Source organism: Cellulosimicrobium sp. I38E (genome assembly GCF_001647255.1).
Classification (GTDB): Bacteria; Actinomycetota; Actinomycetes; order Actinomycetales; family Cellulomonadaceae; genus Cellulosimicrobium; species Cellulosimicrobium cellulans_E.
The window spans coordinates 125,298-144,526 of the sequence record NZ_LUAZ01000072.1; the positions used below are offsets into that span (position 1 = coordinate 125,298).

The window sequence follows — 19,229 nt, forward strand, 5'->3', positions numbered from 1 at the left end:
CGGCGCCCCTCGTCGTGCTGCGAGTGCCCGTGGAGGCCCCGGGGAGACGGGGTCAGTTGACCTCGGACGGGTGCGCGCTCACGCGGCCCGAGCCGTCGCCCGTGTCGAGGGCGTCGATCGCCGCGACCTCGTCGGCCGTGAGCTCGAACCCGAAGAGGTCGAAGTTCTCCGCCATGCGCTCCTTGCGCGACGACTTGGGGAACACGATGAAACCGCGCTGCAGGTGCCAGCGCAGGACCGCCTGGGCGGGCGTCACGCCATGGGCGGCCGCGGCGTCGACGACGGCCTGCCGCTCGAACAGCGGGTACTTGCCCTGGCCGAGCGGGCCCCACGCCTCGATCTTCATGCCGTTCGCGTCGGCCCACGCGAGCACGTCGCGCTGCTGGTAGGCCGGGTGCAGCTCGATCTGGTCGACGGCGGGGACCACGCCCGTGTCCGCGACGATCCGGTCGAGGTGCTCGGGCAGGTGGTTCGAGACGCCGATCGAGCGCGCCAGGCCGGCGTCGCGGATCTCGATGAGCTTGGCCCACGCGTTCGTGTACTGGTCCTGGGCGGGCGCCGGCCAGTGCGTGAGGTAGAGGTCGACGAACTCGAGGCCGAGCTTGTCCAGGCTCTCGCGGATCGCGTCGTGCGGCTGCTCGCCGGACTGACGGTCGTTCCACAGCTTGGTCGTGACGAAGAGCTCGTCGCGCGGGACGCCGCTCTTCGCGATCGCGGCGCCGACGCCCTCCTCGTTGCGGTAGATCGCGGCCGTGTCGATGTGGCGGTAGCCGATCTCGAGGGCCTCGCTCACGGCCTTCTCCGCCTCGTCCGGCGGGACGAGGAAGACGCCGAAGCCGAGCTGGGGGATGGTGTGACCGGAGTTGAGCGTCACGGTCGGGACAGAGGGAGCGGTCATGCCCTCCAGCCTAGGAACCGGCCGTCCAGGCGTCCAACGACTGCCGGGCATGCGACTCAGCGCTCGCGCTCATGAGTCCCTGACCTGCACGGCGAGATCCGGGTTGGACTTTGTAGATCACGGTTTGGTTACATGGGCGCGGTCCTGATCACGAACGAACCGGAGCGCACCATGTCCCGAGGCCGCCACAGCGCCGCACCCGCAGCGCCCGCGCGCTCCCTCCGGCTCCCTGCCCTGCCGTCGTTCCCGACGCGCCCGGCACGGGCGCTCAAGCTCCCGGCGCTCGCCCTCGTCGGCCTGCTCGGCGCAGGCGTCGTCGGCGCGGGCCCCCAGCCCGCCGAGGGGAACCCCGACCTCGCACCGCTGAGCGTCGAGCCCGCCTCCGGGTCGACCGTGAAGCGTGGCACGGGTGCCGCCAGCCGCTCCGCCGAGCGCGTCGCTCCCCCGGCGGCGACCCAGGAGTCCCCCGTCGTCGAGACCGCGGCGAAGATCACCGTGGTCCCCGCCGCCGAGGTCGCCCCGCCCACCCCGGTCGTCCCCGTCGCCACGGGCCAGCTCTGGACCACCGACGCCGTCAACGTCCGCACCGGGCCGTCGGCCGACGCCGGGCGTGTCGCGACCGCCGCGTTCGCCACCGCCGTCGACGTCACCGGCGCCACCGAGGGCGAGTGGAGCCAGGTCGTCTGGGACGGTGCCGCGGCCTGGATCAAGTCGAGCTTCCTCGCGGACTCCCAGCCCGAGGCGCCGGCGGCGACCGCCGCGAGCGGCGGCGGGTCGAGCGCGAGCGGCATCTCCGACGCCGCCTGCTCGGTGAGCTCCGGGATCGAGTCGTCGCTCCAGTCCAACGCCCGCGCGGTCTACCGTGCGGTGTGCGCGATATTCCCGCAGGTGACCTCCTACGGCGGGATCCGCCCGGGCGACAGCGGCGACCACGGCACCGGCCGCGCCCTGGACATCATGATCACGGGCGAGACGGGCTGGGAGATCGCCCGCTACCTCCAGGCCAACGCCGGGGCGCTGGGGATCACGTACCTCATCTACCAGCAGCAGATCTGGATGGCTGGAGACCCCACGAGCGCGTGGTCCGGCATGGAGGACCGCGGCGGCACGACCGCCAACCACTTCGACCACGTGCACGTCAGCACGTCCTAGGTTCCGCCCCCACCCGTCACGGCACGACGTTCGAGAACAGCCTCCTGCCGAGACCCTCCACGTCCGACCCGTCCCGGGTCAGGCCCACGTAGCCGCTGCGCTCGACCACGTAGACGTCGGACGGGACTGCTGCCGTCAGCCGCGACACCCACGAGCGCTCGTGGCGGAGCACCACCACCTGGACGCCGTCGGCGAGCAGCCGCAGCACGACGTCCACGAGCCCGGGGTGCGCGGGCAGCGGAACGGTACCGTCCTCGCCGTCGTACCCGGAGTCCTCAGGAGCCGACCCGCCGGAGAGCTTGAGCGACCTCAGGTGCGGCAGCCGCGAGAGGAACGCGCCGTCGGCACCGTCGAGGCTCAGTGACAGCCGTTCGACGGCGGTGTCACGCAGCGCCGTGAGGTCGGCGCCCCGGGTCGTGCCGACCAGGTACAGCTCGGTGAGCGCGGGCAGCTGGGACAGCAGCTCGACCCCCGCGAGCCCTCCGCCGACGACGTTCACGTGCAGCCGCCGGAGGTCGGTGCACTCCACCAGGGGCGCAAGGTCGGCAGGACCGGTCAGGGCCACACCGACGCCCGTGAGCCCCTGCACCGCGCCGATCCCCTCGAGCGTGGAGCACGCACCGAGCTGGAGCATGGTGTCTTCCGGGCGGAACATCGTCGCGGCGAACGCACGCCGGTCGAACCTCCCCCACGCGCGGTGCAGCTCCGCCAGCTCGACGTCGGGATAGCCGTCGCGCGCGTACCCGGCGAGCACGTCGAGGGCCGCCGGGGTCCCGATGCTCCCCAGCGCCCGGAAGGCCATCCGCCGCTCGGCCGCCCGCTGCCCCGGGCGTGCCGCGAACCACCGGGGGTCCGCGCCAGGGTGCACCGCGAGCCACGACGCCACCTGCGCCACCTTTCCGGGGAGCGCCGGGACGTCGTTCCCCGCGGGCGCAGGCGACGAGCCAGGATCCTCAGCCGAGGCGGGCGCAGCAGGCGAGGACCCCAGCGCCGCCGCGTGCTTCGCGGCCGCCCGGCGGATCGTCGCGATCTTCGGAGCGCCCCGCTCTGCCGTGTCGGCCGGGAGCCGGTCGAGGACGGTCACGTCCGCCCGGGCCGCCAGCGCGAGGAGCGCCCAGAGCGTCCGCGCATCGAGCGCCTCGGCGAGGCTCGACGCGTCGAGACCGGCGAACGCCCCGAGGACCGGGTCGTCGAACACCCGCAGCGCGGCTCGTTCCAAGGCGGGGTCACTCGGGAGGCGCACGGCCCCTGTGATGGCGTTCGGCTGGTTCGAGTACCGGTCGAACCGGGTCAGCACCTGCTCGGCGCGTGCTGCGCCGATCGCGTCCGCCACCACGGCGAGAACGCCTGTCGAACCCGGCATGCGAGCCTCCGCTTCCCGTCGAGACCGCCCGGCCGCCGGACGGCAGGACGGGCGGGGCCGACCCTACCGGCCAGCCCTCACCGCCGCCGGGGCGCGCCGAGCAGGAGAGCGAGAGCCACGACCCAACGCAGAGCAGAGACGACGAAAGCGGGGCGCCGATGAACGACGCCCCGCTTCGATCCGGTGGAGCTGAGGGGACTCGAACCCCTGACCCCCTGCATGCCATGCAGGTGCGCTACCAGCTGCGCCACAGCCCCGTGGATCTGCGAAGATCCTGGTCAAACACTGGATGAACACTCCCCCGGCCGGTTTCCCGTCCTGCGGAGCGTCGCTAGTCTACGCAGAAACCGGCTCCAGATTCCAATCCGGTCCCGCGTTCCACTCGTCGAGGGGGAACCCGGCACCGACGTTGTGCGCCACGAGGCGCCACCCGGGCGTCGCGGCGGGCGCGGAGCGGTGCAGGTGGGACCAGTGGACGTTGTGCAGCCCGGAGATCCCGCGCCAGCCCTCCGGGTCCAGCCCGAGCAGCGCGGTGACGGCGAGCGTGATGGCGGCGCCGTGGGACACGACGACGAGCGTGTCGTCCTTCTCGAGGGACTCGACGTGCTCGGTGACGGCCTCGACGAGGCGCGCGGCGACGTCGGCCTTGGTCTCGGCGCCCGCGCGCGGGGGCTCCTCGCCCCGGCGCCACGCCGCGTACTCCTCGGGCCAGCGGTCCGCGATCTCCGGGCCCGTGAGCCCCTCCCACTCCCCGAAGCCGCGCTCGCGCAGCCGAGGGTCGAGCTGGACGTCCGCGCCGATCGCACCGGCGTACGCGCGCGCGGTGTCGGCGGCGCGCACGAGGTCGGACGCGACGACGCGCGTCGCGCGGTGCGCGCTGGCGAGCGCCTTCGCGCCGTGCTCGGCCTGCCACTGCCCGACGCCGTCGAGCGGGATGTCGACCTGGCCCTGCAGGCGCATCGCGGCGTTGTACGCCGTGCGGCCGTGGCGCAGGAGGACGAGCGTGCCGGCGGTCACGCCAGGGGCTCCCCCGAGAGGCGGATGGCGCCGTCGCCGCGGGTCGTGTCGTCGGCGTCGTCGGCCGTGCCGTCGCCGCCGCGCGCGTCCTCGGGGAGCTCGACGACGGGGCAGTCCTTCCACAGGCGCTCGAGCGCGTAGTAGACGCGGTCCTCGGAGTGCTGCACGTGCACGACGACGTCGCCGAAGTCGATGAGGACCCAGCGGGCCTCCTGCTTGCCCTCACGTCGGATCGGCTTGGAGCCCGCCTTGTACATCGCCTCCTCGACCGCGTCGACGATCGCCGAGACCTGGCGCTCGCTCGACCCGGAGGCGATGAGGAACACGTCCGTGAGGACGAGCTGCTCGCTCACGTCGAGCGCGATGATCTCCTCGGCCTTGCGGTCGGACGCCGCCCGCGCCGCGATGACGGCGAGCTCTACGGCTCGTTCGGTGGCAGTCACGTGTCTCCGTTCGTGGTGCGGCCGCTCAGCGGCCGGTGTCGAGGGTGCCGGGGTCGTCCCACGTCGACACGGCGGTCGCCGACGCGCTCGTGTCCTCGGTGGCGAGGCCCGGGTCGTCGCGCGAGACGAGCGTCCACACGAGCAGGCCGAGGACGAACGCCACGGCGACGAGGATGAGGTAGTGCAGCCACGTGTACGAGGGGCCGCGCGGCTCGTCGTCGAGGTCGTCGTCCGCCTCGTCGTCGAGCTCGTCCGCGCGGGCGCGCACACGGGGGAAGAGGTCGTCGGACGGGCCGCTCGCGGCGGCGGGCGCCGCGGCCGGCTGCTCGCGCACGCCGCCGAAGGGCGAGGCGGGCTCGCGACCCGCGCTCGCCGGCTCAGGCGCCGAGCCCGACGTGATCGCCGACCACGGGAGCGCGGCCCCGGGAGTCTCGGCGGGCGGGGCCGCCGCGGGCGGAGCCGCCGGCCGCGCGGCAGCGGGCGTGCGCTCGGGCGCGGGCGCCGCGGTCGCTCCCCACGGCGACGGGGCGGGTGCCGGAGCAGGCGTGGCGGGAGGCGCGGCAGGTCCCGCGGCCGGGGCCGAGAAGGCCGACAGCCGCTGCGGCTGGGCGGGCGGCGCCTCGGGCGCTCCGACGCGGCCCACCGGCGCGGAACCGAACCCGCCCACGGGGGCGGACGGCGTCGGGGGTCGGACGGGGCCGGTAGCGCCCGGCACGGCGGGCCGCGGCGTGCCCGCCGGGGGGCGAGAGCTCGTGCGCGTCGGCACGACGGGGGTCGGGGCCGGCGGGCGGATCGCGACGCGCTCCGCGGTCTCCTGCACCGGGGTGAGGCGACCCGTCTCGTCGAGACCGCGCATGCCGCCCGAGGCGGCCGGCGGGCGGACGACGGACGGCTGCGACGGATAGTCCGTCGGACCGGTCGTCTCGCGCAGGGTGCGGCGCGACGGCGGCGGTGTCGCCGGAGCAGCGGGCCGCGCCGGGGCGGGCTGCTGCCACCCACCGGCACCGGGCGCCGGCGCGGGTGGAGGCGTGCCGGGCTGCGCGGACCGCTCGGCCGCGGCCGCCTGCTCGCGCTCGCGCATCTCGCGCCGCGTGAGGGGGCGGACGGGCTGCATGTTGCTGCCGTTGTCACTCATCGTGCTGACCTCGATACAAACCGTGCTTGGCGATGTACTGGACCACGCCGTCCGGAACCAGGTACCACACCGGCTGGCCCGCCTCCGCACGCCGACGGCAGTCCGTCGACGAGATGGCGAGGGCCGGGACCTCGAGCATGGTGACCACGCCCGGCGGCAGACCCTCGACGCTCAGGCTGTGGCCCGGGCGGGAGACAGCCACGAAGTGTGCCATCTTCCACAGCTCGTCGGCATCCTTCCAGGTCAGGATCTGCTCGATCGCGTCCGCACCCGTGATGAAGAACAGCTCCGCGTCCGGACGCGCGGCCCGCAGGTCGCGCAGCGTGTCGACCGTGAAGGTCAGTCCCGGCCGGTCGACGTCGACCCGGCTCACCGTGAACCGCGGGTTCGAGGCGGTCGCGATGACCGTCATGAGGTACCGGTGCTCGGCCGGGCTGACGCTCTGGTGCTGCTTGAACGACGGCTTGCCCGTGGGGACGAACACGACCTCGTCGAGGTCGAACCGCGCCGCGGCCTCGCTCGCCGCGACGAGGTGGCCGTGGTGGATGGGGTCGAACGTGCCACCCATCACCCCCAGGCGGGGACGGCGCGGGCTCATCGGGGCGTCATCGGTCGCGGGCGCTTCCGTCGTTCGCTACCGGTCAGTGCCGCGTGCCGACGCTGCGGAACGCGTAGGTCACGAGCAGCAGGGCCACGAGCCCGCCGAACCCGAGCAGCCCGTAGGCGAGCGGCGGGATGGGCAGGTGCGACGCGGCCTCGGCGCCTTCCTCGGCGGCCAGCACGACGGCAGAGATCACGACGTCCTCCTCGAAGGTCGTCCCCGGGGCGGACGGTGTCGTGCCGCGGTCCGGGGTGGTGCGGTGGATCGGTACGCCTGCCGGGACCGGCCCGACGGCGGACCGGACGGGCTCCGGTCGCCGACCAGTCTCTCACGACCGCCCGGCGGCCTGGTCCGGCAGGTATCAGGTACTTGCCGACGAACCGCTCGTCACGGACGAACGTGACCGTCGCCGTGCACGACCCATTTCGTCGTCGTCAGCTCGGCCAGGCCCATCGGGCCGCGCGCGTGGAGCTTCTGCGTCGAGATGCCGATCTCCGCGCCGAGGCCGAACTGGCCGCCGTCGGTGAACCGCGTCGAGGCGTTGACCATGATCGCGGCCGAGTCGAGCTCGGCGACGAACCGCTCCGAGGACGCGAGGTCGCGCGTGACGATCGCCTCGGTGTGCCCGGACGTCCACGTGCGCACGTGCTCGATCGCGGCGTCGAGGTCGTCGACGACGCGCACCGCGATCTCGGGCGCGAGGTACTCGGTCGCCCAGTCCTCGTCGGTGGCCGCGAGCACCTCGGTGCCCTCGGGCGCGAGACCGGCCGTGCGGTCGTCGCCGTGCACCACGACGCCCGCCGCGGTGAGCGCGGCGAGGGCGGCGGGCAGGAAGTCCTGTGCGGCGTCCGCGTGGACCAGGAGCGTCTCCGCGGCGTTGCACACGCCCACGCGCTGCGTCTTGGCGTTGAGCAGGATCTCGAGCGCCATGGCCCGGTCCGCGCTCGCGTCGACGTACACGTGGACGTTGCCGACGCCGGTCTCGATGACGGGGACGGTCGACTCGCGGACCACCGTGCGGATGAGGTCGGCCCCGCCGCGCGGCACGAGCACGTCGACGAGCCCGCGCGCGTGCATGAGCGCGACGGCGCCCGGCCGCCCGTGACGGTCGATCGACTGCACGAGGTCGCCCGGCAGGCCCTGTGCCTCGAGCGCGCGAGAGAGCACGCCCACGATCACCTCGTTGGAGCTCGCCGCCGCCGACCCGCCGCGCAGGATCACGGCGTTGCCGCTCTTCAGCGCGAGCCCCGCGGCGTCGACGGTGACGTTGGGCCGCGCCTCGTAGATCATGCCGACGACGCCCATGGGCACGCGCAGCTGGCGCAGGCGCAGCCCGTTCGGCAGCGTCGAGCCACGCACGACCTCTCCGACCGGGTCCGGCAGACCCGCGAGGGCGCGCAGCGCGTCGGCGATCGCGGCGATGCGCGGGCCGTCGAGCGCGAGGCGGTCGAGCAGGCCCTCGCTCATCCCGTTCGTGCGCTCGCGCTCGAGGTCGACGGCGTTCGCGGCCACGATCTCGTCCGTCGCCGCGACGAGCGCGTCGGCGAGCGCGAGGAGGGCGGCGTCCTTGGTCGCGCGCGTGGCCGTGGCCAGCATGCGCGAGGCGACCTTGGCGCGGCGCGCGACGTCCTCGACGGCGGTCGCGACGTCGGTCGTGGCACCCGCTGCGGCGTGACCTGCGGGCCGGGGCTCGGCGGCGCCCGCGACGACGGGCGCGTCCTCGGTGGTGGTCATGGACCGAGCCTACGTCGGTCGACCGTGCGCCGGGGGCGCCGTCCGACGACCGGTCAGCGCGCTCGCTTGCGGACGAGGACGAGGTCGTCGCGGTGCACGACCTCGCGGTCGTAACCCTCGCCCAGCTCGGCCCGCAGCTCGGTGGTGGACCGGCCCAGGAGGTCGGGGATGTCGCGGGACTCGAACGCGACGAGCCCGCGGGCGACCACGCGCCCGTCCGACGTCACGAGCTCGACCGGGTCCCCGGCGTCGAACTCCCCCTCGACGGCCGTGACCCCCGCGGGCAGGAGCGACGCGCGCCCTCCCTGCACGGCCTTCACCGCGCCGTCGTCGAGGACGAGCCGACCGCGCGTGCGCGCGGCGTGTGCGAGCCAGAGGCGCCGGCGCGTCGTCCGCTTGCCGGTCGCGGCGAACCACGTCCCGACGGCCTCGCCCGCGAGCGCGGCCGCGGCGTTCTGCGCCTGGGTCAGCACCACCGGGATGCCCGTGCCGGTCGCGATGGAGACGGACTCGAGCTTGGTGAGCATGCCGCCCGTCCCGACCGCGCTCCCCCGGCCCGTGACCTCGACGCCCTCGATGTCGGCGGGTGAACGCACCTCGGCGATCCGGCGCGTGCCCGGGCGCGACGGCGGTCCGTCGTAGAGGCCGTCGACGTCGGTGAGCAGGACCATCGCGTCGGCACGCACGAGGTGGGAGACGAGCGCGGCGAGGCGGTCGTTGTCGCCGAACCGGATCTCGTCGGTCGCGACGGCGTCGTTCTCGTTGACGATCGGCACGACGCCGAGGTCCAGCAACCGCTCGAGCGAGCGCTGGGCGTTGCGGTAGTGCCCGCGCCGCACGGTGTCCTCCGCGGTGAGCAGCACCTGCCCGACACGCAGCCCGTGCCCCGCGAACGCCTCCGTGTAGCGGGCGACGAGCATGCCCTGCCCGACGGAGGCGGTCGCCTGCGCCGTGGCGAGGTCGCGCGGCCGGCTCGCGAGGCCCAGGGGCCCGATCCCCGCGGCGATCGCGCCGGACGTGACGAGCACGACCTGGCCGCCCGCCGCGCGTCGCGCCGCGAGGACGTCGACGAGCGCGCGCAGGGCGGTGAGGTCGAGGTGCCCGTCCGCGCCCGTGAGCGAGGACGAGCCGATCTTCACCACCACGCGGTGGGCGGAGGCGATCTCGGAGCGGGAGGACAGCGCGTTCACGCGTCCATCATCGCCGCCGGCCGCTCCCGGGCGCGCAGGATTTCACGGACCAGGACGCCCCGGACCGGTGGTGGGCAGGGAATGGGCCCGGTCCCCGCGTGGGGACCGGGCCCATTCCCTGCCCACAGCGGACCTGCGTCAGTCCGCGTCGGGGTCCGTCCACGTGCCGGCCTCGCGCTCGGTCCACAGCTCGCGGCGCGCCTCGGCCTTGGCGTCCATGCGCTCGTGGTGCTCGCGGCGCTTCTCCGTGCGCGTCGGGCGCAGGCGCTCGTCGAGGCGGTTGTCGGAGCCGCGCGGGCCGCCGAGCAGCTCGGAGCCGGTCAGGAGCGTCGGCTCCCAGTCGAAGACGACGGCGTTGGCGTCGGTGCCGATGCGCACCTCGTCGCCCCCGACGGCCCCGGCGGCGAAGAGCTTCTCCTCCACGCCCAGGCGGGCGAGGCGGTCGGCGAGGTAGCCGACGGCCTCGTCGTTGCTGAAGTCCGTCTGGCGCACCCAGCGCTCCGGCTTGGCGCCGCGCACCTCGAACCAGTAGTCCGTGGCCCCGCCCTTGCGCGTGACGGTGAACCCGGCCTCGTCGACGGCGCGCGGCCGCAGCACGACGCGTGTCGGCTCGGGCGCGGGCGCCTCGGCCCGGGCCTTCTCGACGAGCTCGGCGAGCGCGTAGGTCAGCGGGCGCAGGCCCTCGTGGCTGGCCGTCGAGATCTCGAACACGCGCAGGCCGCGCGCCTCGAGGTCGGGCTTGACGAGGTCGGCGAGCTCGCGCGCCTCGGGCACGTCGATCTTGTTGAGGACGACGAGCCGCGGGCGCTCGGTGAGCGGCACGCGGCCGCCCTCGATGTCGAGGTCCTGCGCGTAGGCGGCGAGCTCCGCCTCGATGACGTCGAGGTCGCTGATCGGGTCGCGACCGGGCTCGAGCGTCGCGCAGTCGAGGACGTGCACGATCACGGCGGTGCGCTCGATGTGGCGGAGGAACTCGAGCCCGAGCCCCTTGCCCTCGCTCGCGCCCGGGATGAGGCCCGGGACGTCCGCGACGGTGAACCGCGCCGAGCCCGCCTGCACGACGCCGAGGTTCGGCACGAGCGTGGTGAACGGGTAGTCGGCGATCTTGGGCCGCGCGGCCGAGATCGCGGCGACGAGCGACGACTTGCCGGCGCTCGGGTACCCGACGAGCGCGACGTCGGCGATCGTCTTCAGCTCGAGGACGACGTCCCGCTCCTCGCCCGGCTCGCCCAGCAGGGCGAAGCCCGGCGCCTTGCGGCGCGGCGACGAGAGCGCGGCGTTGCCGAGGCCGCCGCGGCCGCCCTCGGCGACGACGTACTCCGCGCCGTCGCCCACGAGGTCGGCGAGGACGGTCCCGTCCGTCGCCTTGACGACGGTGCCGTCCGGCACGCGCAGGACGAGGTCGTCGCCGTTCGCGCCGTCGCGGTCGTCGCCCATGCCCTGCGTGCCGGACGTCGCGTGCCGGTGCGGCGAGTGGTGGTACTCGAGCAGCGTGGTGGTCTGCGCGTCGACCACGAGCCGCACGGTGCCGCCGTCGCCGCCGTTGCCGCCGTCGGGGCCGGCGAGCGGCTTGAACTTCTCGCGACGGACCGAGGCGCACCCGTTCCCGCCGTTGCCGCCGGAGACGTGCAGGACGACACGGTCGACGAAGCTGGCCATGGAACGATCCTCTCAGAGGTGGGTGTGCGAGAAACAGCAGGAGGGGCGCACCGCGTCGGTGCGCCCCTCCTGCTCGAAGCCTGTGGCTGTCGCTCAGCCCTCGACGGCGACGATGTCGATGACCTTGCGGCCACGACGCGTGCCGAACTGGACCGCACCGGCGGCCAGGGCGAACAGCGTGTCGTCCTTGCCGCGGCCGACGTTCTCACCGGGGTGGAAGTGCGTCCCGCGCTGGCGGACGATGATCTCGCCCGACTTGACGACCTGACCGCCGAAGCGCTTGACGCCGAGGCGCTGGGCGTTCGAGTCGCGACCGTTGCGCGAGGAGCTCGCGCCCTTCTTGTGTGCCATGACGAACCTGCTTTCGTGCTGGTTGCTGAGGGAGGGTGCCGGTCGGCGCGGGGCGGCCCGTGGCCGCTACCTCGCGCCGGGCGAGGTCACTTGATGCCGGTGACCTTGAGGCGGGTCAGCTGCTGGCGGTGACCCTGACGACGGCGGTAACCGGTCTTGTTCTTGTACCGCAGGATCGTGATCTTCGGACCCTTCTCGTCCCGCACGACCTCGGCGGTGACCTTGACCTTCGCGAGCTTCGCCGCGTCGGTGGTCACCTTCTCCCCGTCCACCAGCAGGAGAGCGGGCAGCTCGAGGGACTCACCGACCTTGGCGGACACCCGGTCCACCACGACGATGTCGCCGACGGAAACCTTCTCCTGACGGCCACCGGCCTTGACGATCGCGTACACCACGTTGCTGCTCATCTCTCCTAGTCTTGGCGTGCTCGTCACGGCGAGTTCGTCTTGGAGACTCCGGCCACGCCGCGGCGTGCGAGTGCGAGTCGTCCGTGGGCACACGGGACCGGCGCGCCTGGGCGCGCCGACGTTCAAGAGTACGGAAATCGGTTGGGCAGGTCAAATGGCGCGGGCGTGACCGCGCGCACGATCTCCCGCGCGCGACGGCCCCGTCCCGCGGTCCGCCGACCGCCGTCCTACTCGAGGACGAACGTGATCTCGAGGACGACCTGCCAGGTCGTGATGCGACCGTCGACGATGTCGACCTTCTGCTCCTTGACCCACGCGCCCGAGACGTTGCGCAGCGTGCTCGCCGCGCGCTCGACGCCGATCTTCACGGCGTCCTCGAAGCTCGTGTCCGACCGCGCGCTGATGTGCGTGATCCGTGCCACCGTGCCGCTCATGCCGGGCTCCCCCGTCCGGGGCGGGCGCACCGACGCGCCCGCGCACCCGTCGAGCATCCCGCCGCGCGTGCGCCCTCGCCACCCGGGGGGTCCGGTCGTCCCCTCGTCGTCCGACTCACGGTCGCCGGCGACCGGCCACGACGGAGGGCGGGTGGCGCGCGGCCGTGCCTACGCTGGCGGTGGAGGTGGTCGCATGCGCCCGGCAGGCCCGCCCGACGGCAGCAGCCGTCGCGGGCACGACGACGCCGTCGCCGCCGCGATGCGCGCGATCGACCGCCGCGCGTTCCTCCCCCGGGCGCAACGCCGCTGGGCCGGACAGGACCGCCCGCTCGCGATCGGGCACGGCCAGACGAACTCGCAGCCCTCGACCGTCGCGGCGATGCTGCGGCTGCTCGACGTCGCCCCCGGACACCGGGTCCTCGACGTCGGCGCCGGCTCCGGGTGGACGACGGCGCTGCTCGCCGTGCTCGTCGGGCCGTCGGGCAGCGTGCTCGGGCTCGAGCGCGACCTCGACCTCGCCGCGTGGGGCGCCACGAACGTCGCGACGGCGCACGTCCCCTGGGCGCGCCTGGAGCCCGCGCGGCGCGGCGTCCTGGGCACACCGGGCGAGCAGTACGACCGGGTCCTCGTCTCCGCGGCGGCCGACGCGCTCCCCCAGGCCCTCGTGGACCAGCTCGCGCCGGGCGGCCGGATGGTGGTCCCGGTCCGGCACACGATGCTGCTCGTCGAGGCCGACCCGGACGCGCCGGGGGGCGCCCGGGTGAGCGAGCACGGCTCCTACTCGTTCGTCCCGCTCGTCGAAGACCCGCCGGGGCCGCCGGCCGGCTGAGCCCGCCACGGCGCCGCGGGCAGGTGCGCGCGGCACCGCGCCTCGTAGCTCTCGGCGCCGCCGACGTGCGCGGCGACGGGTGCCAGCGGGTCGCGCGGTCCGTCGTCGGCCGCCGCCTCCGGAGCCACCCGCACGTGAAACGCCGCGTCCTCACCGCACACCGCGCACACGGCGGTGAGCTTGTCGACGCGCTCGGCGAGGGCCGCGAGCGTCGGCAGGGGCTCGAACGGCCGCGCGTCGAACGTCACGTCGAGGCCCGCGACGACCACCACGAGCCCGTCGTCCGCGAGGCGCTGCACGACGTCGACGAGGTCGGGCCCGAAGAAGTGGGCCTCGTCGACCGCGACGAGGTCGAGCGGGCCGCCGTCGTGCACCAGCCGCGCGAGGTCGGCCGCGTCGCGCGCCGTCCGCGACGGGATCGCGAGACCGGAGTGCGAGCTCACCGTTCCCGTGCCGCGCCGCGTGTCGAGGACGTGGCCGACCACCTCGACGCGGCGCCCCGCGACCTCGGCGCGTCGGACCCGGCGCAGCAGCTCCTCGGTCTTGCCCGCGAACATCGGGCCGCACACCACCTCGACCCGGCCGCCCGCGCGGGGCGAAGGGTCCGGGAGACGTGCGGCGCCGCTCATGCGAGCAGTGAACCACCGGACCCCGACGGCGCGCGACGCGGGGCCGGTGCGCCCGTCAGTGGTGCCGGGCCGAGCCGTTCGACGGGCGGACGGGCAGCGGCTTCTGCTCCCCTGCGTGGCCGAGCACCGACACGCGGTCGGGCGTCCCCGGGCGCGCGACGTCCCGGCGGCTGAGGAGCGTGGTCCCGGTGGGCGCCGAGCCCTCGGCGTCGGACGGACGGTCCGTGGGCTCCGGGCTCGTCGCCGGCTCTGGCCCGGCCTCTCCGTCCCGCGGAGCAGCAGGAGCGGGGGCAGCGGTGGTCGCGGGACCGGGGGCCGGCTCGGGACGCTCGGCCTCGCGCGCCGGCTCTGCGGCCGGGACGACCGTCGACGCCCCGGCGAGACCGGCGAGACCCGCACCACCGATGCCCGGCACGGAACGCACGAGCGGGAGCTCGCGCGTGCCGGTCCCCCGGGTGCGGACCTCGTCGCCGCGCGCGGGCGCCGGCTCCTCCTCGGCGTCGCGCTCGCCCGTCGCCGCGGTCGGTGCCGGCGGCGTGGCCGCCTCGCGCCGGGTGGGCGCGGGAGGGACGGCGTCGGCCGGACGCGGGCGCCGGGTGTCGAGCGTCGGCTCCGCGGGCAGGACGCCGCGGTTGAGCTCGCCGTAGGGCACGTGGACCGACGGGGCGACGCGGCGGGTCGCCTCCACGACGGCGCGCTGGTCGTCGAAGAAGATGTGCGGGCGCAGCACCTCGAGGACGCCGTCCTTGTCCACCCCGCCGAGGAAGAACGCGTCGTCGACGGTGACGCCCCACGACGACAGCGTCGCGACCGCGCGCTCGTGCGCCGGGGCCGAGCGTGCCGTGACGAGCGAGACGTGCACGCGCGGCCGGTACGACGGGTCGGTCGCGTGCCGCTCGCGCTCGACGACCTGCACCCGGTGGATGCCGACGAGCAGCTCGCGCAGCGGGCCGCGCCCGAGCGGCACGTCGGCGTTGAGCGCCTCGTGCTCGCGGAACGAGGCGAGGCCGCCGTCCTGGAAGTGGCGCTCGGACGAGTCGTCCGCGAGCACGCCGTCGAAGTCGAACGCGATGCGCAGCTCGTCCCCGGCCTCGTCGGCGAACGTCGGGTCGAGCACGTACCCGGCCGGCAGGCCGAGGTCGACCGCGTCGCGCACGGAGCGCTCGTCGGCGGAGAGGAACAGGTCCACGTGCAGCGGGCGGATGAACTCGTGCGGGCTGCGGCCCTGGCGGAAGACGGCGCGCGTGATGCCGAGGTCGTGGTGCCGGATCGAGCGCATGACCCGCAGGCCCGTCTCGGGCGAGTTGCGCGACATGACGATGACCTCGACGAGCGGGTCGTCCGCCGCCGGCGCCAGGTCGTTGAGCGCGAGCAGGCGGCGCACGAACCCGAAGGCGACGCCCGGGGCCAGCGCGTCGTCGCGGTGGCGCTCCTGGAAGTCGCGGTACGCCGCCTCCCCCTGCGTGCGGAACACGCGGTCGGACTCGGTGAGGTCGAACAGTGCGGACGAGGCGACGCCGACGACGAGGCGGCCCGAGAGGTCGTAACCCATGGCGGCATGATGCCAGGTGCAGGTGACGGGGACGAAGACGCCCCCGCACCGGTCAGGACCGGGCGGCCCATTCCCGGCGCAGGACGCCCAGGACGACGGCGTCGTGCCGCACGCCGTCGACGACGCGGGCGTCGCGGAACCGCCCCTCCTCGACGAGGCCGAGCGCTCGGCCGGCGCCGAGCATCGCCGCGTTCCCGGACCACGTCGCGAGGTCGAGGCGGACCCAGTCCGTCACCGAGAACAGGTAGGAGATCCACGCGCCGAGCGCGTCGCGGCCCAGGCCTCGGCCGCGCACCGCGGGGTCGTAGAGGCCGATCCCGACCCGTGCCCACTGCGTCTCGGCCGACACCCAGTACCAGGAGCACGTCCCGACGAGGCGGTCCTCCTCGTCGGCCACGACGACGCGCCGCGGCGGGAGGCCGTCGTCGTCCAGGCCGTCCGGGTGGGCGGCCTGCGTGGCCGCCGCGCGCGCGAGGCGCGCGACCGCGGCGTCGGACGCGGCGTCGTCGGGCACGGGGTAGTACGGGCCGTCCCACCGGTGCCACTCGTGCTCCGGGCGCAGCCACGCGCGGTAGGCCGCGAGGTCGTCCGCGCGCCACCCGCGCAGGCGGACGCGCGCCCCGGCGGCGTACAGCGGTACGCCGCCGGGTGCGGTCCGCGTCACTCCTCGCCGGGCTCCGCGTGCGCGTCGTCGCCGGCGACCGGCGTGGAGTCCGCGCCGTCGTGCTCGTGCTCGTGGGCGTGCGCCGCGGCCGCGGCGATCGTCGCGAGCGTGGCCTTCACGGCCTCGCGCGCCTCGGACGAGACCTCCGGCAGGACCGGGACGGCCGGCTGCGGGAGCGTGATGGCGGCGTCCTTGCCGGCCGCGGCGGTGGCGGTGCCGCGCTTGCGACGCGACCGCGAGCGCCCGGCCTCGGCCGGCTCCTCCGCGGCCGCCGCGCCGCCGCTCCCGCCGTTGCCGCCGTGGTCGTGGCCCCCGCGCCCGTTACCGCCCGACTTCTCGATCGGGTCGGTGTGCACGATGAACCCGCGCCCGTGGCAGTGCTCGCACGTCTCGCTGAACGCCTCGACCAGGCCCTGGCCGACGCGCTTGCGCGTCATCTGCACGAGCCCGAGGGACGTGACCTCGGCGACCTGGTGCTTGGTCCGGTCGCGGCCCAGGCACTCGACGAGGCGACGCAGCACGAGGTCGCGGTTGGACTCGAGCACCATGTCGATGAAGTCGATGACGATGATGCCGCCGATGTCCCGCAGCCGGAGCTGGCGGACGATCTCCTCGGCCGCCTCCAGGTTGTTGCGCGTCACCGTCTCCTCGAGCGTGCCCCCCGAGCCGGTGAACTTGCCCGTGTTGACGTCGACGACCGTCATGGCCTCGGTGCGGTCGATGACGAGCGAGCCGCCCGACGGCAGCCAGACCTTGCGGTCCATGCCCTTGGCGAGCTGCTCGTCGACGCGGTGCACCGTGAAGACGTCCTGCGTGCCCGTCCACTTGGAGACGCGCTCGCGCAGGTCCGGCGCGAGCTCCTCGACGTACGACGAGATCTCGCTCCACGCCCCGTCGCCCTCGACGACGAGCGAGCTGAAGTCGTCGTTGAAGATGTCGCGGACCACGCGGATCGCGAGGTCGGGCTCGCCCTGGAGCAGCGCCGGCGCCGAGGCGCTCTTCGACTTCTTCTCGATGGCCTCCCACTGCCCGCGCAGGCGCTCGACGTCGGCGCGCAGCTCCTCCTCGCTCGCACCCTCGGCGGCGGTGCGCACGATGACGCCCGCGCCGTCGGGCACGACCTCCTTGAGGATCTTCTTGAGTCGGTTGCGCTCGGTGTCGGGGAGCTTGCGGCTGATGCCCGTCATGCCGCCGCCCGGCACGAACACGAGGTAGCGCCCCGCGAGCGTGATCTGCGACGTGAGGCGCGCGCCCTTGTGCCCGATCGGGTCCTTCGTCACCTGCACGAGCACGGAGTCGCCCGACTTGAGCGCCTGCTCGATGCGTCGCGGCTGGCCCTCGAGCCCGGCCGCGTCCCAGTTCACCTCGCCCGCGTACAGCACCGCGTTGCGGCCCTTGCCGACGTCGATGAACGCGGCCTCCATGCTCGGCAGCACGTTCTGGACCCGGCCCAGGTAGACGTTGCCCGCCATGGACGCCTGCGACTGCTGGGAGACGTAGTGCTCGACGAGCACGCCGTCCTCGAGCACGGCGATCTGCGTGCGGCCCGCGCGCTCGCGCACGACCATCGACCGCTCGACCGCCTCACGGCGCGCGAGGAACTCCGCCTCGGTGATGATCTGGCGGCGACGGCCCGCGTCGCGACCCTCGCGGCGACGCTGGCGCTTCGCCTCGAGACGCGTCGAGCCCTTGAGCGCCGTGACCTCGTCGGCCAGGCTGCGCTCGCGCGGCCGCGAACGGGTCGAGGAGCTCTCGCCGCTCTCGCCCCGCCCACCACGGCGGCGGCGACGCCGACGGCGGCTGCCGCCCGCGTCGTCCTCGCCGGACTCGGCGTCCGCAGCCTCGTGCTCGGGCTCGTCGGCCTCGGCGGTCGCGTCGGCGTCGGCCGGCTCGTCCCCCTCGGCGGGGCTCTCGTCGTTCTCGTCCTGCTCGCGACCGGTGTCCGGGCGACCGCGGCGACCGCGGCCACCACGGCGACGACGGCGGCGGGGACCGGACTCCGCGTCGTCGGACGCGGCCTGGTCCTCGGTGGCGTCGGACTCGGCCTCGTCCAGCTCGACGAAGTCCTCCGGGCCGAACGCGTCGTCGGGAAGCTCGATCCCCTCGGCGACGAGCTCCGACTCGATGGCCTCGATCTCCTCGACGGCGGCGGCGTCCTCGCCCGTGAGGGCGACCTCGACCGTCACGTCCTCCGTGCGCTCGGACGCCACCGGGGCAGCCGCGGACTCCTTCGGAGCCCGCTCGCGCGGCTCGGCCGCGGCGGGGGCCGCCTGGGTCGCGGGGGTCGGCTCGACGTGGCGCGGCGGACCGGCCGGGCTCTGGGCCCGGCGGGGACGACGCGGCGCGGCCGCGGGGTCGGGCGCCTGGAAGAGCAGGGCGGTCGTCGCGAGCCGCGGCGCGCTCGTGCCCGCGCCGGTCGCGGCGGGCGAGACGGGCGCCTCGGGTGCGTCCGCGGTTGCCGGGGCGTCGCTCGACGTCGTCTCGGCCGCCTGCTGCGGCTCTGTCGGGGCCTCGGCGGGGGCGGCCTTCGAGGTGGCGCGGCGCGAGCGGCGCGCGGGCTTCTTCGGCGCCTCCTCGGAGGCCGGCGCGTCCGGCTGGACGAGCGGCGCGGTGGCCTCGGCCACGACGGGCGCGGCGTCGTCGGCCGTCGTGACCGGAGGCTGTGCGTCCGCGACGCTCGCGGTCGGGGCCTGCGCGCTCGGGGCGCCGGCCGCGGAGGTCGCGCGGCGCGAGCGGCGCGCGGGCTTCTTCTCCCCAGGAGCCTCGGTCGCCGGTGCGGGCTCGGTCGGCCCGGCGGGCTCCGCCTCGGGCGCGGCGACGTCGTCCGCCGGCGCCGCCTTGCGCGTCGTCCGGGTGCGCTTGGCCTTGCGCGGCGCGTCGGGCGCACCGAGCAGCGCGTCGGCGTCCGGGCCCGTGGCCGCGGGCACCGCCTGCTCCACGGCGGGGGCCGCGCTCAGCCCGAACTCCGAGAGCACGTCGAGCGGGGCGTCGGACGCGGGCTTCTTCGCGCCGCCCTGGGCACGGCGCGCGGTGCGGCCACGGCCCTTCGGGGCGGCCTCCTCCGGCGCGGGCTCGGCGTCGGCGGACGCCGGGACCTCGGAAGGCACCGGGGTCGCGGAGGACGCCGCCTCGGCGGCGGGGGCCGCGGGCGAACCGGCGGTGGGGGCCACG

The 19,229-nt window shown here is 75.1% G+C and carries 19 protein-coding genes and 1 tRNA gene; 2 read left to right on the forward strand and 18 right to left on the reverse strand.

What is annotated here, in order from left to right:
- Window positions 1–52: 52 nt before the first annotated feature.
- On the reverse strand, window positions 53–898 hold the full coding sequence (locus tag A0J59_RS19145; RefSeq protein ID WP_064317148.1) for an aldo/keto reductase: 846 nt from the start codon (window positions 896–898) through the stop codon (window positions 53–55).
- A gap of 171 nt (window positions 899–1,069) precedes the next feature.
- On the opposite strand from A0J59_RS19145, the gene A0J59_RS19150 reads away from it, so the two are divergent.
- Window positions 1,070–2,050 (forward strand): SH3 domain-containing protein, encoded by a 981-nt coding sequence (locus A0J59_RS19150; RefSeq protein ID WP_156533190.1) that lies wholly within the window; start codon window positions 1,070–1,072, stop codon window positions 2,048–2,050.
- 16 nt (window positions 2,051–2,066) lie between these two features.
- On the opposite strand, the gene A0J59_RS19155 is transcribed toward A0J59_RS19150, so the two are convergent.
- The 13 genes from A0J59_RS19155 to A0J59_RS19210 all read right to left on the reverse strand — a co-directional run bounded on the left by A0J59_RS19155 (window position 2,067) and on the right by A0J59_RS19210 (window position 12,384).
- Window positions 2,067–3,413: a hypothetical protein gene (locus A0J59_RS19155; RefSeq protein ID WP_156533192.1), complete on the reverse strand. Its 1,347-nt coding sequence runs from the start codon at window positions 3,411–3,413 to the stop codon at window positions 2,067–2,069.
- 184 nt (window positions 3,414–3,597) lie between these two features.
- Window positions 3,598–3,670: transfer RNA gene (locus tag A0J59_RS19160), tRNA-Ala, on the reverse strand.
- A 79-nt stretch (window positions 3,671–3,749) separates the two neighbouring features.
- Window positions 3,750–4,430: a histidine phosphatase family protein gene (locus A0J59_RS19165; RefSeq protein WP_064317151.1), complete on the reverse strand. Its 681-nt coding sequence runs from the start codon at window positions 4,428–4,430 to the stop codon at window positions 3,750–3,752.
- Window positions 4,427–4,873 carry a ribosome silencing factor gene (gene rsfS / locus A0J59_RS19170; RefSeq protein WP_047233694.1) on the reverse strand — a complete coding sequence of 149 codons (447 nt, stop codon included), beginning with the start codon at window positions 4,871–4,873 and terminating at the stop codon, window positions 4,427–4,429. Before rsfS ends, A0J59_RS19165 begins: the two co-directional genes overlap by 4 nt.
- A gap of 25 nt (window positions 4,874–4,898) precedes the next feature.
- Window positions 4,899–6,008 (reverse strand): hypothetical protein, encoded by a 1,110-nt coding sequence (locus A0J59_RS19175; protein ID WP_156533194.1) that lies wholly within the window; start codon window positions 6,006–6,008, stop codon window positions 4,899–4,901.
- Window positions 6,001–6,606: a nicotinate-nucleotide adenylyltransferase gene (nadD, locus tag A0J59_RS19180; RefSeq protein WP_047233692.1), complete on the reverse strand. Its 606-nt coding sequence runs from the start codon at window positions 6,604–6,606 to the stop codon at window positions 6,001–6,003. Before nadD ends, A0J59_RS19175 begins: the two co-directional genes overlap by 8 nt.
- A 43-nt stretch (window positions 6,607–6,649) precedes the next feature.
- Window positions 6,650–6,805, reverse strand: a complete 156-nt coding sequence (locus A0J59_RS21890; protein WP_021483496.1) for a hypothetical protein — start codon at window positions 6,803–6,805, stop codon at window positions 6,650–6,652.
- 191 nt (window positions 6,806–6,996) lie between these two features.
- Entirely contained in the window at window positions 6,997–8,343 is a 1,347-nt protein-coding gene (locus A0J59_RS19185) for a glutamate-5-semialdehyde dehydrogenase (RefSeq protein ID WP_064317153.1), read from the reverse strand.
- Between the two features lie 53 nt (window positions 8,344–8,396).
- On the reverse strand, window positions 8,397–9,524 hold the full coding sequence (gene proB, locus A0J59_RS19190) for a glutamate 5-kinase (protein ID WP_082919201.1): 1,128 nt from the start codon (window positions 9,522–9,524) through the stop codon (window positions 8,397–8,399).
- A gap of 147 nt (window positions 9,525–9,671) precedes the next feature.
- Entirely contained in the window at window positions 9,672–11,192 is a 1,521-nt protein-coding gene (gene obgE, locus A0J59_RS19195) for a GTPase ObgE (RefSeq protein ID WP_064317155.1), read from the reverse strand.
- A gap of 93 nt (window positions 11,193–11,285) precedes the next feature.
- Entirely contained in the window at window positions 11,286–11,543 is a 258-nt protein-coding gene (rpmA, locus tag A0J59_RS19200; protein WP_047234735.1) for a 50S ribosomal protein L27, read from the reverse strand.
- An 86-nt stretch (window positions 11,544–11,629) separates the two neighbouring features.
- Window positions 11,630–11,950, reverse strand: coding sequence for a 50S ribosomal protein L21 (rplU, locus tag A0J59_RS19205; protein WP_047234734.1), 321 nt, complete (start codon window positions 11,948–11,950; stop codon window positions 11,630–11,632).
- A gap of 227 nt (window positions 11,951–12,177) precedes the next feature.
- Entirely contained in the window at window positions 12,178–12,384 is a 207-nt protein-coding gene (locus A0J59_RS19210) for a dodecin family protein (protein WP_047234741.1), read from the reverse strand.
- A 193-nt stretch (window positions 12,385–12,577) separates the two neighbouring features.
- Between A0J59_RS19210 and A0J59_RS19215 the strand changes: the two genes are divergently transcribed.
- Window positions 12,578–13,213, forward strand: a complete 636-nt coding sequence (locus tag A0J59_RS19215; protein ID WP_064317156.1) for a protein-L-isoaspartate O-methyltransferase — start codon at window positions 12,578–12,580, stop codon at window positions 13,211–13,213.
- On the opposite strand, the gene A0J59_RS19220 is transcribed toward A0J59_RS19215, so the two are convergent.
- From A0J59_RS19220 to A0J59_RS19235, 4 genes are all read right to left on the reverse strand, one after another.
- Entirely contained in the window at window positions 13,162–13,842 is a 681-nt protein-coding gene (locus tag A0J59_RS19220) for a thymidine kinase (RefSeq protein WP_047234732.1), read from the reverse strand. The genes A0J59_RS19215 and A0J59_RS19220 overlap by 52 nt on opposite strands.
- A 55-nt stretch (window positions 13,843–13,897) precedes the next feature.
- Entirely contained in the window at window positions 13,898–15,394 is a 1,497-nt protein-coding gene (locus A0J59_RS19225; protein ID WP_064317158.1) for a 5'-nucleotidase, read from the reverse strand.
- Between the two features lie 52 nt (window positions 15,395–15,446).
- Window positions 15,447–16,058 carry a GNAT family N-acetyltransferase gene (locus tag A0J59_RS19230; protein WP_255365358.1) on the reverse strand — a complete coding sequence of 204 codons (612 nt, stop codon included), beginning with the start codon at window positions 16,056–16,058 and terminating at the stop codon, window positions 15,447–15,449.
- The coding region (locus A0J59_RS19235; RefSeq protein WP_369799797.1) for an Rne/Rng family ribonuclease at window positions 16,055–19,229 on the reverse strand (3,175 nt) is incomplete at its 5' end. The genes A0J59_RS19235 and A0J59_RS19230, both read right to left, overlap by 4 nt.